General features: G+C 48.9%; 12 protein-coding genes and 1 pseudogene. 8 read left to right on the top strand and 5 right to left on the bottom strand.

The genetic code is table 11. The annotated features are described in order from the left end of the window. Nucleotides 1–15: 15 nt before the first annotated feature. From recJ to AB7S66_RS02215, 8 genes are all read left to right on the top strand, one after another. A complete protein-coding gene (recJ, locus tag AB7S66_RS02250; RefSeq protein WP_428517747.1) occupies nucleotides 16–2,148 on the top strand; it encodes a single-stranded-DNA-specific exonuclease RecJ in 2,133 nt (710 codons plus the stop codon). 93 nt (nucleotides 2,149–2,241) lie between these two features. After that, nucleotides 2,242–2,451 carry a 30S ribosomal protein S21 gene (gene rpsU / locus AB7S66_RS02245; RefSeq protein ID WP_117329963.1) on the top strand — a complete coding sequence of 70 codons (210 nt, stop codon included), beginning with the start codon at nucleotides 2,242–2,244 and terminating at the stop codon, nucleotides 2,449–2,451. Between the two features lie 254 nt (nucleotides 2,452–2,705). Beyond that, entirely contained in the window at nucleotides 2,706–3,590 is an 885-nt protein-coding gene (locus AB7S66_RS02240; protein WP_428517746.1) for an NAD(P)-dependent oxidoreductase, read from the top strand. Next, entirely contained in the window at nucleotides 3,590–4,672 is a 1,083-nt protein-coding gene (serC, locus tag AB7S66_RS02235; RefSeq protein WP_428517745.1) for a 3-phosphoserine/phosphohydroxythreonine transaminase, read from the top strand. The genes AB7S66_RS02240 and serC overlap by 1 nt, the downstream gene beginning before the upstream one ends. Before the next feature lie 4 nt (nucleotides 4,673–4,676). After that, the gene (locus AB7S66_RS02230) at nucleotides 4,677–5,132 is read left to right on the top strand and encodes an Lrp/AsnC family transcriptional regulator (RefSeq protein ID WP_428517744.1); all 456 of its coding nucleotides are present in this window, start codon (nucleotides 4,677–4,679) and stop codon (nucleotides 5,130–5,132) included. Nucleotides 5,133–5,315: 183 nt separating this feature from the next. Beyond that, a complete protein-coding gene (locus tag AB7S66_RS02225; protein WP_428517743.1) occupies nucleotides 5,316–6,308 on the top strand; it encodes a dihydroorotate dehydrogenase-like protein in 993 nt (330 codons plus the stop codon). Between the two features lie 3 nt (nucleotides 6,309–6,311). Next, entirely contained in the window at nucleotides 6,312–7,448 is a 1,137-nt protein-coding gene (locus AB7S66_RS02220; protein WP_428517742.1) for a 1-acyl-sn-glycerol-3-phosphate acyltransferase, read from the top strand. Nucleotides 7,449–7,521: 73 nt separating this feature from the next. Further along, on the top strand, nucleotides 7,522–8,037 hold the full coding sequence (locus tag AB7S66_RS02215; protein ID WP_428517741.1) for a hypothetical protein: 516 nt from the start codon (nucleotides 7,522–7,524) through the stop codon (nucleotides 8,035–8,037). Here the strand turns inward: AB7S66_RS02215 and mutL are convergent. From mutL to AB7S66_RS02190, 5 genes and pseudogenes are all read right to left on the bottom strand, one after another. After that, nucleotides 8,034–9,806 (bottom strand): DNA mismatch repair endonuclease MutL, encoded by a 1,773-nt coding sequence (gene mutL, locus AB7S66_RS02210; RefSeq protein ID WP_428517740.1) that lies wholly within the window; start codon nucleotides 9,804–9,806, stop codon nucleotides 8,034–8,036. The genes AB7S66_RS02215 and mutL overlap by 4 nt on opposite strands. A 44-nt stretch (nucleotides 9,807–9,850) precedes the next feature. Then, nucleotides 9,851–12,352, bottom strand: coding sequence for a hypothetical protein (locus AB7S66_RS02205; RefSeq protein ID WP_428517739.1), 2,502 nt, complete (start codon nucleotides 12,350–12,352; stop codon nucleotides 9,851–9,853). 19 nt (nucleotides 12,353–12,371) lie between these two features. Beyond that, complete coding sequence (locus AB7S66_RS02200; RefSeq protein WP_428517738.1) at nucleotides 12,372–13,877, bottom strand: hypothetical protein; 1,506 nt, start codon at nucleotides 13,875–13,877, stop codon at nucleotides 12,372–12,374. Nucleotides 13,878–13,944: 67 nt separating this feature from the next. Continuing rightward, on the bottom strand, nucleotides 13,945–14,694 hold the full coding sequence (locus AB7S66_RS02195) for an ATP-binding protein (protein ID WP_428517737.1): 750 nt from the start codon (nucleotides 14,692–14,694) through the stop codon (nucleotides 13,945–13,947). A gap of 4 nt (nucleotides 14,695–14,698) precedes the next feature. Continuing rightward, nucleotides 14,699–15,381 (bottom strand): annotated as a pseudogene (locus tag AB7S66_RS02190) (HD domain-containing protein); the annotation flags it as partial.

The following is a 15,381-nucleotide window of genomic DNA, read 5'->3' as shown; positions in this document are numbered from 1 at the left end:
GAAAGGTTGTTATATATGGTTTGGAAAAAATCTCCCGTTTCGTCCCAGGACATCCGCCGTCTGCATGAACAGTACGGTTTGGATGTCATCAGTTCCTCAATACTTGCAAGAAGAGGCTTGACCAGTCGAGAACAGATCAAATTTTACCTGGAGAGTGAACTCTCTTATCTCCATAACCCATTTCTTTTCGATGACATGGAAGAGGTTGTGGATCGCATCAATGAGGCAGTTACGGAAGGAGAGAAGGTCTGTGTGTTCGGGGACCGTGATGTAGATGGGATTACGAGTACTGCCTTGTTGGTACAGGAACTACGATCCATGTCACTGGAAGTCAGCTACAAGCTCCCCGATGGTGATGAGCCGTACGGGCTTACCATGGAGGGAGTCGACCTGGTTGCGGCCCAGCATGTAACCCTGATCATCACGGTTGACTGTGGTATCTCAAACTTTGATGAGATTGCCTATGCACACAGCCTTGGCATCGATACCATCGTCCTTGATCACCACATCAGTGGAGACAGCTTACCACCTGCCCTTGCCATCATCGACCCGAAGGTGCCCGGTTGCGGGTACCCTTTTGAACATCTTGCCGGATGCGGGGTGGTGGCCAAGGCTATTTGGGCGCTGAGATTCAGTAAAACGGATTTCTATCGGGAGGAGTGCATCCTGCTGCATGCACAACCCGGTCATGATACGGTGATTATCCAGGCTATGAGGATTGAAAACCTTCTGGTTGTTGATCGTGTCATCGAGGAGATCAACCCGGGTCTTATCGATGTCGGCAAGAGCAAGTCACTGGAGTTTCTCTCCGCCGGGCTTCCCATCCTCGTGGTTGACGCCGCAGCAGAGCTTGCCCAGTTGCGGCAAGCATTCGGAAAGAAAATCGATATTCATCTTGTTGATATGCGCAACGAAATGGAAGCGGTCCTTCCCGTGGTGAAGGGGAAGGGCTTGTTTGCCCTGTCCAATATCAGCAGGGCAGTGCGCTATTCCCCCCATGGGAAGGATGAGCTGCAGGTCCTGTACACCCTGTTTATCGCCTATTGCATGAAGCGGTATCCTTCCCTCGATGCTGAGTATGAATCAGTGCTCGATCTGGTTGCCATTGGCACGGTTGCTGACTTGATGCCAATGGAAAACGAGAACCGAATCCTGGTAAAACGCGGCCTCAAGGTGCTTGCGCAAGGGCGCAGGCAGAATCTGCTTCCGCTGTTCTCCATGCAGAACCTGATGGGGAAGCAACTCTCAACCAGTGATATCTCTTGGCAGATCAGTCCGGTCATCAATGCTTCGGGGCGAATGGGGAAACCGACGGTAGCCTTGGAAATGTTGCTCGCAGGAGACCTGTATGAGGCAGAGTCCTTGGCAGGGGAGTTGATCAAGCTGAACAAGGAACGACAAAAGCTTGGTGAAGATGCGTGGGACCGGATGAAGAAAAGTGCCCAAGAGAGCTTTGAAGAATCGGGAAGCAAGCTTGTCGTTGTAGAGGATAGTACCCTCTCTCGAGGAATTACCGGTCTGATGGCAAGCCGATTGCTGCGACAGTACAACGCTCCTGCCATCGTCCTGGCCACTGTGGATGAGAGCAGGGTCTCTGCTTCCATGAGAAGCCCTGAAAATTTTGATGCAAGGGAGTTCCTCTCTCGTTTCCGTGATCTCTTCCTCGATTTCGGGGGACATGCCTGTGCCGGTGGGTTTTCCATGGATGTTGAGCACCTTGCTGAATTCAAGAAGCGTGTTGCTGATGAGATTGATACGATGGATTGCATGATCGATGATGAAGAAGATGAGTTGGTCATCGATGTGACGCTTCCTGATACCTATATGACCCCTGGTATCATCAAGGTGGTGGAGTTCTTTGAGCCCTACGGGGAGAAAAACCCTCCACTGGTGCTGATGATGGAGGGAGCCCAGGTTGAAGATATCCAGTTCATAAACAACAAGGGGGGTAGTGTCCAACATGTCAAGTTGACCCTTGCCTTCGGTCAATACAAGTGGCCGGCGTTGTTCTGGCGTGCGGGAGATCGTGTAGGTACCGATTTTGACAAAGGGGACCGAGTCAATGTGGCATTTCGTTTGGGAAGGAATTACTTCCGCAACCAGGAAAGCCTGCAACTGACCATCATGGATCTCAAGAGAGCTGAATAATCGCTTGGGTGTACTTGACATGGGTGAGTATTTATTGCAATCTACTACTCGTCAAGTTGAACCCAGTAATAGGGAAGGGGGGTGATTTTATATATGGCATTTGTAAAAGTAGATGACAATGAACCTCTTGAGAAATCCATCAAGCGTTTCAAGCGCATGGTTGAGAAAGAGGGGATTATCCGCGAATGGAAAAAGCGGGAGTACTTTGAAAAGCCCTCCACCATCCTCAACAGGAAGAAGAAAGCGCTTGCACGCAAACAGATGAAGAAGGTGCGGAAACTGCACGGCTCAAAGAACTACTAAAACACCAAACCGTCGGCTCAGCCGGCGGTTTCCTTATAGCATCACTTTCGTAAAAGAAACCCTGTATCATTTATAAAAATTCCCTTAATTCTTCCTATTCAGAAAGATTTAGAGGGAATTTTTCTTTATCCGTCAAAATTTGTAAAATAAATTAGACAAAAAGGTGGTTTCTGGTGTACAATTCTCTCTGTAGAAGGTCATGGGGAGACGCAACCCTGAAAAACACGCTATTTTATAGAGAGGTAATTACAACTATGCTAATTCTCATTTCTGACGCCTTTGATGATGTGCTGGCCGGAAAACTGACCGCATTCGGAGAGGTCACCACAGACAAGACTCGCCTTGCCGAGGCGAACGTTGTGCTGGTACGGAGCAAGACCAAGTGTACCAAGGACTATATCGATCAGGCACCCAACCTGAAGGTAATCATCCGCGGAGGTGTTGGCATCGACAACATTGACAAGGCGTATGCAGAGAGTAAAGGCATTGTGGTCCGAAATACCCCTAAATCATCAGCAATTGCAGTAGCCGAGCTGGCTTTCGCTCTTATGCTCAGTACCCCGTGTAACCTGGTGACCTACCATAACGGGATGAAGAGTGGACAGTGGCTCAAGAATATGAAGAGAACTGAACTCTATGGGAAGACGCTCTGTCTCTTCGGCATTGGAAATATTGCTCGTAAAGTTGCTGAGCGTGCAAAAGCATTCGGCATGAACGTAGTAGCGTATGACAAGTATGTGAAGACCAGTGATGCTGCCGATATGAAAGAGACTCCCGAGGAAGCGGTGAAGGATGCAGATTATATCTCATTGCACCTTCCCCTTACGGATGAGACCCAGCACATGGTCGGCAAAAAGCTGATTTCCCATTGTTCCAAGAAGCCGGTCATCATCAACACAGGACGTGCTCTTTGTGTCCAGGAAGATGAAATGGTATCGATGCTTGAAGATGGATCGGTAAGCTGGTACTGCACTGATGTCTGGCCCACAGATCCTCCTGCAGAGGATTACCCCATTCTCAAGGCAGAGCGTGTAACGCTTACCCCGCATGTTGGGGCAAATAGTGTGGAAAATCTTGCACGTATCGGCGATGAAGCCTATGAAATTCTGGAAGGATTGAAGAAGGAAGGAGTAATCTGATGGAACGGAAGAAAAATTTTTTTGCAGGTCCCTCGGTGATGCCGGTTGAGGTACTGGAGAAACTCAAGGAAGATATGGTCGACTACAAGGGACAAGGATTGTCCATGATCGAGGCCAGTCACCGCGGCGGCATGTTCGAAGAGATGTATGACCAGTGTCTTGAGCTTTTCAGGGAGTTGCTGGGTATCAGCGACGAGTATGATATCTATTTCCTTGGTGGTGGAGCAACCTTGCAGTTCGCCATGATCCCTATGAACTTCCTACGCCCCGGTACTGTTGCCGATTATATCCGAAGCGGTGCCTGGTCCAACAAGGCTGCAGATGATGCTGAGAAGCTGGGAAAGGTCAACTACTACTATGATGGAAAGGCGAACAACTATTCCAGCCTTCCCGATCCCAAGACCGTCATGCCAAGCAAGGATTCCAGTTACCTCTATCTCTGTTCAAATGAAACAATCGGGGGTATCGAGTGGCAGGACTTCCCTGATACCGGCTCCGTTCCCTTGATCGGTGACATGTCCAGCGATATCTTCAGCCGTCCCATCCCTGTGGATAAGTTTTCCATGATCTATGGTGGGGTACAGAAGAATCTTGGTCCTGCAGGTGCAACCTTTGTAATCATGAGGAAGTCGCTGCTTGAAAAGCAGAACTCCAATCTTACCGCATATATGGATTACAAGCTGCACAGCAAGAACAAGGGGTTGTACAATACTCCTCCTGTGTTCTCCATCTGGGCAGTGAAGCTGGTCCTTGAGTGGATCAAGGCAAACGGGGGAACCGAAGGTATGTTGAAGCGTGCCCAGGAGAAGAGCAGTATCATCTATGATATCATTGATAACTCCTCCTTCTTCCGCAGCCCCGTTGATGCTGCATATCGTTCCAGGATGAATATTGTATTCCGACTTCCCAGTGAGGAACTGGAAGCAAAGTTCATCGAGGAGTCCAAGAAGGCAGACATGCTTGGTCTCAAGGGACACCGTTCGGTTGGAGGACTGAGGGCAAGTATTTACAATGCCCTTCCTGTTGAAGATGTTAAGGCACTTGCTCAGTTCATGAAGGAATTCGAAAGGAAAAACGGGTGATAGCATGAAAGTGAAAATGGATGAAACGAACAAAGCGATAATCCGACAGCTGCGTGATGGCAGAAAGCCTTTCAGTGCTATTGCTGAAGAGCTGAGCATCACAGAAAATACCGTTCGAGCCCGCGTCAATAAGCTGATTGAGGAGGGTGTGCTGGAGATTTCCGGATTGGTGAATCCGGAAGTAATACCTGGGTTGCAGGTGGTCATGATGGGGGTGAAGCTGAAAACCCTGGACTTGGAGAGGAAAGCCAAAGAGTTTTCAAACCTCCGAGGGATCATCTCAGCCTCAGTGGTTACCGGTCGCTATGATCTGATCGTCCATTTGGTTCTGAGTGAGGAAGAGGGGTTGAGTCTCCTGGATTTCTTCAAGACAGAACTTGATAAGATTTCTGAGATTTCTGAAGTGGAAACCTTTGTGGTCTATCAATCACATAATCTGAGAATTCCATATATCCTCTAGTCCATGCATTGCATAACACGTATAGGGTGCCTGAAAAGGCACCCTATACTGTATCTGGAACTTCTTCCGTGGTTGTTGATAAAAGCAGTTGCAGGTTGTAGAGAAACCCTTTCTTTCATGGTATACTATCTCATGCTGTGTCAATGGCACGGATGATACTTGCCAGTTGAGGAGAGAAATAGTATGGCAGACCTGTCTACATCATATCTTGGATTGCAATTGAAAAATCCCTTGATCGCAGGGAGTAGCCCCCTTACGGCATCATTGGATAACCTGAAACGTTGTGAAGATGCAGGGTTATCGGCCGTGGTACTGAAATCCATCTTTGAAGAACAGATTGAATTGGACAGTGAGTTGGCTGTGGATGAATCAAATGCATATCTCACGCATGCTGATGCATATGGATTCATGAAACATGCAAGCATGGAACAGCAAATCGATGCATACCTGACCTTGCTCGAGGATGCCAAACAAGCGTTGGATATTCCCGTTATTGCCAGTATAAACTGCAAGCAAAATGGTAGCTGGATTGAATATGCAAAACGCTTTATAGCCTGTGGTGCTGATGCAATTGAATTGAACCACTACGTGGTAGCTGCAGATGTTGAGGTGGAAGGGGCAACAGTTGAAAAGGAGTATCTCTCCCTCGTAAAGAGTGCCAGGAAACAACTCAAGCTTCCCATCAGTCTGAAGATGGGGCCAGCTTTCTCTTCCCTGGCAAACATGCTCAGGCGATTTGACGAACTCTCCATTGATGGAGTGGTACTGTTCAATCGTTTCTACAGCCCTGATATTGATATCGAAAAAATTGCGTTGGTTCCTGCGCAGATGATAAGCAGCAAGGATGAATATGCATTGAGTCTCCGTTGGACTGCACTGATGAGTGATGAAGTACGTTATGATATCTGTGCTGCTACCGGTATTCACAGTGGAAGCACTGTGGTCAAGCAGTTGCTTGCCGGAGCGAAGGCCGTCCAGTTGTGTTCCGTTTTGCTAAAGCAAGGACTCTCTTCTGTAACAAAGATAGAGAAGGAGCTCTCCGACTGGATGGATTCACATGCATACTCCAGTATCTCTGACTTCAATGGCAAGTTGGCCCAGGAGAGGATGACGGATCCCGCTAAATGGGAACGAGTCCAGTACATGAAGTCAATTCTGGAAGCTCAAAAGGGTTGAACCATGGATGTAGAACAATATAAAGACATAGCCCCCTATAGGGGGCCGGATGTTCGTGAAGCAATTGAACGTATCTTAAGGGATAAGGAGGCGCTGCTCAAGATTCTCTCCTCGCTCGGACCTGGTGAAACAGAAGCAGAACGGCAGCAGGTGGAAGCCTACGGCAAATACATAGTATCCCAGCTGGAAACAGTGAAGAGCTATGATGAGTTCCAGGAGCGTATAACCGCTGGGGTGTTCCTGCCTGTCATCATCGACAAGAGCGTCGATACGTTCTCATTTGATGGACTGCAGCAGATTGAGAAAGACAAAGCATACCTGTTCATGAGCAATCACCGCGATATCGTACTCGATTGTGCCCTGATTGACCTTGCACTCTATAAAGCTGGAAAGATGTTCTGCGAGATGGCAATCGGGGATAATCTGCTGACCAATCAGTTTGTGACCGATCTGTTCAAACTCAATGGTGGGGTGACTGTTAAACGTACACTTCCCATGCGGGAAAAGTATCTGGAATCGATCAGGCTGAGTGCATATTTTGTTGAGTTGATCACCGAAGAGAACAAGTCCATCTGGGTTGCACAGAAGAGTGGGCGGGCAAAGGATGGCATAGATGTGACCACACCGGCAATCATTAAAATGCTCCACCTCTCCCAAAAGAAAAAGGGAGTCTCCTTCTCCCATGTGGTGAACAGTTGTCGCATCGTTCCCGTTGCAGTGAGCTATGAGTATGATCCCTGCGATTTGATCAAGGCTGGGGAGGAAGTTACCCGTATTGCGAAGGGCGAGCAAACAAAGAAACGCTATGAGGACCTGATTTCCATCTCCCGCGGCCTGAAAGGGTACAAGGGGAATATCCATATTGCCTTTGGTACTCCGCTGGAAGGGGAGTGGAAGGATTCCGACCAGGTAGCCCAAGAGATTGACCGGCAGATCCATACCCTCTACAAGCTCTGGCCTACCAATCTGTTTGCCTATGACTACCTGCATAACAGCACACAGTTCCAGGACTCCTATCGGGATTTTGACAGTGAAGCTTTCCTTTACCGCTTCAAGGGTGCTCGTGAGGAGGTACGGCAGTTTGCGCTCAACACCTATGCGAATCCAGTTGCATCATACTTGGCTGCACAAGAAAAATAGTGTTTTCTTGCTTCTTCTTCTTTGTATCCTTCTCCTTGCTTCCTGCAGGAAGGAGGAGATTGTCGTAGTCAATTTGGAACATGAGAGGTCCTTGGTATTCGATCTTGAAACAGGCCTGGGTAGTGAGCACTTGTCACTCTCTTTCGATCTGCTGGGAGAGGAGAGACCAGTGCAGGTACGGCTCTCCTCATCAAACGAGGTCTCAAGCTGGATTGTCGATACCAGTGGGGAGAGGACCTCCCCGGATTCTGCCCGGTACCGGGTGGGGCCTCTTACCATGGGAGAAGGCATACCGTTTTCTCCTGGGGTATATGAAATCACGATCATCAATGAGGATGGCATCATACAAAGAGAACAAATTGAACTACTTACTTCAATGATGGAAAAAATTCCAGAGGAAATACCTCACTACGATGAGGAATCAGGTACATTGACCGCGATACCTGTTCCCAGTCAACTCAACCGGTATGATGAGACAGGCCGGTTTCTTTCGACGCTTTCCCTGGATGAGGATTCCTATTCCATGAGAGAAGAGGATTTCTCCTTGGCCATCATCACCGACAACATAACCTACCTTGTGCAACGTTAGGTACGCTGCACGGCCTTCATCAACTCATCCTTGTGGAGCCTGATGACAAAGGTTCTGCCATGCGGACAGGTCGGCTCAGCGAGAGCAAACACCTTTTCAAGCAGCGAAATGGCCATCATGCGGTCGATTGAGTCCCCTGCCTTGATCGCTGCATGGCATGCAACAATGGCATAGAGTCCTTTCTCGACCTCCTCATTCTCCCCACTCATCGTCTGGATGAAAGAGACCAACTGCTTTTCCACCGAGCGGTAGATTGCCGGAATCGCATGGATTTCCCAGAGGAGGTCATCACTGCGGACCAGCTTGATCCCCAAATTCAGGTATACGTCCAGATTCTCCTGCAAGTAATTGTCAACGTCACGTTCAACCTCAAAGGAGAGGGGAATCATCAGGGACTGTACTTCTTTCTTTGCGCGTACCTCATCAAAGAGAATTCTCTCGTGCGCTGCGTGCTGGTCTACCAGATAAAGATCATTCTCCTTCTCTGCAATGAGGAAGAGGTTGAAGGCCTGCCCAAGGTAGGTGAAATTCTTGTTTTCAGCCTGGATATCCCAGATATTCTCACTCTCGGTGGCTCTGGTCGTCTGCATACCGTCTGATTGGAGAATCTCCTTCGCTTTCTGGAACCACTCAGGGTCGATGGGTTTTCTTGCCTCTCCCTGGTATCTGCTGCTTCTCTCATGGCTGGATGCATCCAATGGTTCCTGATGGGCATAAGTCGCCTTGGGAGTGAGGAGGGGAGTCTGTTCGTCCTGTATCTCTTTTGCAACAATGCGCGGTATGGTGCGACGGACCTGGCTGGAGATCATACCCACAACCTGATGATGAATCTCAGCTTTGTTCCTGAGTTTCACCTCACGCTTGGTAGGATGAATATTGAAATCGACCAATGTAGGGTCGACATCAATGAATAGATAACAGTAGGGAAAGGCTCCGCCATGCAGCATCTCCCCGTAGCCATAGGTAACTGCCTGCACAAGGGCAAACTCCTCAACAGGCCTGTTGTTCACAAAGATCTTGATGTGGGAACGATCACTTCTATAGAGTGCAGGAGAAGAACAAACTGCATAGAGGTTGAAGCGACCAGCGCTGTCATAGAGCTCAATCATCTCGGAGGGAACGATATTCTGGCTGATAGCCAGAACATCCAGAACACGTTGTTTCTTGGTTGTGGCAGGAAGATCGACCCGGACTTTCCCATCGGAGATAAAGCGAAAAGATCGTTCAGGGAAAGCAAGCGCCTTCTCCTGTAGGACGTAGCGGCACATGGTTGCTTCTGTTGAAGGTCTTTTCAGGAACTGACGCCTGGCAGGGAGTTCCTTGAACAAGCCCTCTACGCTTACGGTTGTCCCTTGCCGTGGTCCACCGGGTTGCACCTCACCTTTTATCCCATTATCCACGGTAATCTGATAAGCATCCTGTCCTTGGCAACTGCTGGCAATGGTGACGGTGGATACTGCAGCTATACTGTACAATGCTTCCCCGCGGAAACCCATGCTCTTGATATGGTATAGATCCTCCAGATCATGCACCTTGCTGGTGGCGTGGCTTTCACAGAGCAGGGGGAGGTCATCCTTTGCAATGCCCTCCCCATCATCGATCAATTTGATCGACTCAAGGCCACCGTCTGTGACACTGGCAACCAGTTGCTTGGCTCCCGCATCCAGTGCATTGTCGAGCAATTCACGGATGACTGAGGCTGGCCTGTCAATAACCTCGCCTGCAGCGATACGTTGTGCTACAAGCGGATCGAGCTTTTGTATTCTCATAGCATGACTCTACCATAGAAGGGATAAAAGGGCAAAACCTCTCTCTAGAACTGTTTGTCAAGATTCAGTGAGATTCGTACGCTTACCACTGGATTGGTGTAGCTTGTTACCTGGGCAGGGTATTGGGCTTTCAGCTGGAGCGTGAATGGATCGAAGGCATACTGGAGAGAGAGGAAACTTGTGCTGTAAGGTCCCCTGAGCAAGGAGAGAGCAGTCTCATTTCCTGCAAACACCTCAGAGAAGTTGCTGATGATACCCAGCTGTGCTGAACCAAGGCTGACCTGAAGCCGTTCTTTGGTATAGGAGAGTGAGAACTGGCTGTAGTCTGCTTGATGGGCTGCGGAAACAGGATCGGTAAGATTGGCAAAGGTAGCGTCGGAGTTGAACGGGAGGTTGAACAGCAGTCTTGCCTGCCAGACCTTTCCCTGTATTCGTACATCCCCCAATACCTCCACTACTGACGAATATCCTGTGTCAAGGTATGAAGCAAACTCATTGGCGATGAGGGGGTGGTTCTCACCCTTGGTGAGCGAGACCAGTATCTTTGAGAAAAAGGGATCCTTCTTAAGCGAGAATCCTGTTCCGATAAGATAATTGGGGAATATTGAACTTACTGAGGTGTCTATGAAGGAGTCGGTATCCAAGGTAGGGTAGGCAGGCAGGTATCCGCTTGCATGCAAGAGGAACTTGAATTCAGTGGTTCTTGAGTCAACCACGGGAAAACCAAGGCCAAGGAATGGATAGGTATTGATACTCCAGGAAGGATTGTTGTCAAACACAGCAAGGCCACCGAGTGCAACGGACATACGATACCCGCTTCTGGGGGTAAACCGTAGCAAGGATGAACCAAACTGACGGCCATTATCGGAAAGTGAACCAAGGTAGAGATCGTCGAAAGTGGTTACCAGGGTAACCGGCCCAAAGGTAAGTTGGTTCAATACCGCCAAATTCTGGTCAGATATCAGTGACGGTGCAAACAAACTGGTCAATTCCGTGGTAATCGGGAATTTTCGATCCAGCGTCAAATAGAAGGGACTGCTGCTGTAACCGATCCGCAACTTGTCAATGAATGAGAATGCATAGGACGCCATCTCCAAGCGGGAAGTGGGGACGGGATATGCCGTATTGGTGTATGAAGAGAAATCTTCAGTCTCGAGAAAGCCTTGCAACCTGATGCTGAACAGTCCTTTTTCGAAGTAGGGCTTGAGAAAGAGTTGATGGTGCAAGGAATCTGCATTGCTTCCATCAAAGGTAAAGCGATAACCGAACTCTACCCCGAAGGATCCTGTCACTCTCGCTTCCTCTGCAGAAAAGGCCAATGTTGGCCGGGTGGTTTCTGATGGGTATGCAAGGGTAAGGTCCTCTTCATTGCTTGCTGCAGTTTCTTCAAACGTTGTTTCCAATACTTTCTCTTCCATACCGGGCAAGGAGATGGTTTCAGGTACGGTATCTTCAATTTCCTCGATTGCCTCAATATCTACCACTTCTTCGAATATCGGTATCTCAATGGTGACCGGTTCCTCATCCTTGATCTCAGTTACTACCGCAATTTCCTCTGCCTCAACAATCACTTGGAGAGAGGGAGGGGAGGGGGGAACCTGCACGGCTTGAGATACGCTGGAAAAGGTGGGAATTTCTGGTGTCATTGGACGGATGGTGATCTTGATCCTGTCCTTGGGCGGAGCAAGGATGATATTGCTGAACCGGCTTACACGCTCTGGTATCTTGACCGGTTCCACTTCAACACGCAGGCTTTGCAAACGTTGGGGGATGAATTCTGAAGTTTCGGCAACAACAATACTGGAAGGCTTCTCAGCCAAAGCCGTAATTGAAACCCCTTCCACAGGGGGAGGGGGGAGCGCAATTTTTTTCACGTTGGCCATAGGTGCACGAGGGGTGGTGGGGGCGGTGATCTTATCACTGAGCTCCTGTATGATCTGTTTTGCCAGCATCATGTCAGGATAGGTTGCATACGTAAGATAGTAACCAGCCTCGATAAACTTCGGGCGGGCCATTCGCTCATGCATGAACAGCTTCTCAAAGGACTTGACTTCCCGTTTTGCACCAGTAAGCGCATTATAGGACTCAACCCTGCCTGTGAAGGTAGTGACACTCTCTTCTTCCTCTGTGGTGATGACCAACATCTCCCCATCCCCATGCAGGACGAAACGGGAAACAGGTGTGGTGACTGTGAGACATCCATCTTCCATGTCGTAGGTATTGAAGGCGGCTTTACCACTGACCAGATAGAGATTGGGATTGTTGCCTACCAGGTCCCCGGTAACCAAGAGCGAATCCTCGAACACATTGATGGTACCCCGGGGGGTCACAAGGAGGATGGGTGTATCGGGGTTATGGATGATCCAACCTTCTGCAATGTTCTGTGCTTGTTCACTGGTTGCTTCGAGTCGGTTCCCCTGACTGTCATAGAGGTGCAGGGCGGCGATGTCCCCATCACCGATGAATACCTCATCATCAGCAAAAACGGCAACATTGCTTGTAAGAATCAGCAGAAGCAGAACAATATATTTCACCATTCGTTTCATAGGAACTCCCATCATGACATTACAGGATTGATATCTTCACAAGCGTGTCCAGCGAATATGTAGGTTCGGCATTTTCATCAAAGTGAGCGCGCAGTCCGATATCAAATGAATAAGGCTTCACCTTGATGACTGTTGTCGAGGAAAACACCACATTGCGCAGTGTTTTCAAGCCCTCAAAGAAACCCTCTCCTGTACTTGTAGGATAAAGCTTTTCATATTGCAAGTCCAGTGAAACGATATACATAAAGGGTTTATCGATCCTTGCATTTGCAATAAAACTATAGTCATGGAAGTCGTTTTCAGTAAGATTGCTCTCCATGTGTGCACTCAGGTAGAGTCCCTGGCGGGTGAGATTCAATCCCAGTGTGCCATCGAAATGCAGTGTACCAAGTTCGAGACGGAGTTTTTCGGTCTCTTCAGCCTCTCTTGTCTCGAAATCTGAGGAGTAGTAGTTGGTATAGTAGCTCCCGAACGTAGGTACGGTCAAACTGGTATTGAAGACAAAGAAGCTTCTCGTATGTCCCCAAAGCCCGTAGCGGAGTGCTGAGCCGAACTGTTTGTCCTGTACATCGGGAAGCTGAAGCAGGATATCGGAAAATACATGAAGATTCAGGAAATCGCGTTCATATACAGGGAGAGAAAAATCAAGGGAAATCATCTTTCTGCCAAAAGGTTCATCTTCATCCCCCTGTCCAGGGCTGCTTGCATGTGAAAGCCCCACCTCAAGATCTGAGAACAAGGAAAGCTGGGGATATTCATACAATGGGCGTGCATAAATTCTCCATGCGCGCAAAGTGGGTTCATAGATGTCAGTGGTAACAAATTCAAAACCCGCATTGGGTATACCCAGCAGGTTCCCGTCCAGCATGATATCAAGTCCGGGCTGACTCTCACGGTAGCCCACACTATAGTCGAAATAGCTGTTCAGCAAAGCACCATCACCCAGGGTGATACCCATCAGTTTCCCGTAGCGGATATACAGGGAATCATAGCGCTGTCCCCACTGGATTGAGCGGATGAATGAACCATAGTGCTTTGCCACCCTGAGCGCATAATCCTCGAAGATTTCATCCCCTTCCCTCTCGGGCATCTCCCAAGGGGAAAAATCGAGCATAAGGCCAAATGGGTCAAACGTTGCCTCGCCCTGTATTTTCAGGTCAAGTTGGAATGAAAGGTTCCCGATGGAGAAGTCAGGTTTATAGGCAATGCTGAAGGAACCATCTGAGGAGGCCGTACCTTCCAACAGACTGTCAGAGGTACTTGGCAGGTAGGGGGTTTCTGTCAGTGTATCATCAGGGGATGATTGATCCAGGTCTGGGGACGTGCCCGATTCAAGCAATCCTTCAGGATTGCTTGGACTCTCCCCAGATTGCGGTTGTGGGCTTGACTCCTCAGATACCGTTGCGTCATCCGTGAGTTGCACTTGCTTGGAGGAAGAATCAATATCCTCAGCAGAAAGTGGCAGGAAGACGGTCAGCATCACCAAAAAGAAGAGCAAGCAGGCACGACAATGCATTCTTTGCATCCCTCCTCCCTTACTCCAATCATCACACAAACCTGTCATGGTTGTAAACAGGCTGGACCCGACCAAGTTACATTCTTGGCTCGTAGTGGTGTGCTTTGTAAATATGCTCCCTGCTGAGTTTGTCCAGGTGTGACAACTCCTTGACGATCGGCTTGATGCGGGAACGGATGTTCGTCTGGTCATAGGGGCAGACGGGTTTCACCACAGGAAGGTCATACACTTCTGCCAGTCTTCTGGTAACTGACTCGTGAATCTCGATCATGGGACGAATGACATTGATTTTTCCATCGAAAAAGGGTTGCACCGGTTGCATGGTGGAAAAACGACCCCTGAGGCAGAGGTTCATCAGGCTGGTTTCCACCAGGTCATCAAGATGGTGACCCATGGCTACCAGATTCATGCCCTCTTCCTCACATCGGGTGAAAAGGATTCTCCTTCTGTTTCTGGAACAGAGATAGCAGTTGAACTCACCTTTGAAGGATTCTGGGAATTGATGCTCATCAACAATCTTGAAATCATACCCAAGGTCGGTAAAGAAAGTGGTAAGCAAGGAGCGATACTCTTCTGGAATCGGGTGTTCTATCCAGTTGATCATAAGCGCCTTGAGTTCATAATTGATGGGAAGCCACTTTCTCCGGATGGCGAGAGCCAGGGCAAGGGCAAGACTATCCTTGCCTCCGCTGGCGGAGAGCAGAACGGTATCATGCTCGCGAATCATCGAGTAGGTGTTTATGGCCTTTCCGGTATGTTTGATAAAACGCATGACCCAGGGGGGGATATTCCCCTCCAGGAGCGTTCTATAGGATAATTTTTCCATGTATTCAGAACTCCAATGCTCTTTCGAGTGTTCCTGAAGAGATAGTGTGTGGTGTGAAGATTCTGAATTTTCTCAGGCTTTTTGTAAAGACCCTACCAATATCATAGGAAAAGAGGTAATCAACCTCTCCAAAGGTACTGATGGAACCATTCTCGTGGAGAATGGGCAGGTCTGTCTCAAAGCTGATCGGCTCAGGAATGTCGACGATAACCTCACTTGGGTCGCACCCAAGCTTGCCTGCAACACGCTCCTCGAAAGCAAGGCGCAGGAAGAGGTTGCGATTCTCCCTTTCGAGCACACCTTCTTCATCATAGGGTTTCTCGAATGTTGCCGTATACAGCTGGTTGTCACGCACCAAGGAGAAAAGATTGCTGCAGGTGAACTGTTTCAGCTGTGGAAGCGAAAAGAACTGCTCATCATCCAACCCATAGAGATCTTCTGCCAGCAGTGATCCATCAGACAAGGATGCCAGGACTGCTTTCTTGATCATAGCAGTCGCACTACGGGTCGTGGTATGCCAATATACGTTGCGGTACATCAGGTACTTGCTGAACAACAGATGCTCCACCGATCCCAGGGCTTCCTCCTGCAAGGCCATCCTGCCCCCGGCAACCACCAGTCTGTCAACAATGTAGGATACATCCTGGGTACCATAGGGTACCCCACAGAAGAAGGCATCACGGTTCA

It is taken from the genome of Sphaerochaeta sp. (genome assembly GCF_050178175.1).
Taxonomy (GTDB): domain Bacteria; phylum Spirochaetota; class Spirochaetia; order Sphaerochaetales; family Sphaerochaetaceae; genus Sphaerochaeta.
The sequence above is the reverse complement of the archived record's forward strand: the minus strand, read 5'-3'. Positions and strand labels throughout refer to the sequence as shown.

What these genes read in the sequence shown, in the direction of transcription:
- recJ (WP_428517747.1), top strand. Translation starts at nt 16, where the DNA reads ATGGTTTGGAAAAAATCTCCCGTTTCGTCCCAGGACATCCGCCGTCTG.
- rpsU (WP_117329963.1), top strand. Translation starts at nt 2,242, where the DNA reads ATGGCATTTGTAAAAGTAGATGACAATGAACCTCTTGAGAAATCCATC.
- AB7S66_RS02240 (WP_428517746.1), top strand. Translation starts at nt 2,706, where the DNA reads ATGCTAATTCTCATTTCTGACGCCTTTGATGATGTGCTGGCCGGAAAA.
- serC (WP_428517745.1), top strand. Translation starts at nt 3,590, where the DNA reads ATGGAACGGAAGAAAAATTTTTTTGCAGGTCCCTCGGTGATGCCGGTT.
- AB7S66_RS02230 (WP_428517744.1), top strand. Translation starts at nt 4,677, where the DNA reads ATGAAAGTGAAAATGGATGAAACGAACAAAGCGATAATCCGACAGCTG.
- AB7S66_RS02225 (WP_428517743.1), top strand. Translation starts at nt 5,316, where the DNA reads ATGGCAGACCTGTCTACATCATATCTTGGATTGCAATTGAAAAATCCC.
- AB7S66_RS02220 (WP_428517742.1), top strand. Translation starts at nt 6,312, where the DNA reads ATGGATGTAGAACAATATAAAGACATAGCCCCCTATAGGGGGCCGGAT.
- mutL (WP_428517740.1), bottom strand. Translation starts at nt 9,806, where the DNA reads ATGAGAATACAAAAGCTCGATCCGCTTGTAGCACAACGTATCGCTGCA.
- AB7S66_RS02205 (WP_428517739.1), bottom strand. Translation starts at nt 12,352, where the DNA reads ATGAAACGAATGGTGAAATATATTGTTCTGCTTCTGCTGATTCTTACA.
- AB7S66_RS02200 (WP_428517738.1), bottom strand. Translation starts at nt 13,877, where the DNA reads ATGCAAAGAATGCATTGTCGTGCCTGCTTGCTCTTCTTTTTGGTGATG.
- AB7S66_RS02195 (WP_428517737.1), bottom strand. Translation starts at nt 14,694, where the DNA reads ATGGAAAAATTATCCTATAGAACGCTCCTGGAGGGGAATATCCCCCCC.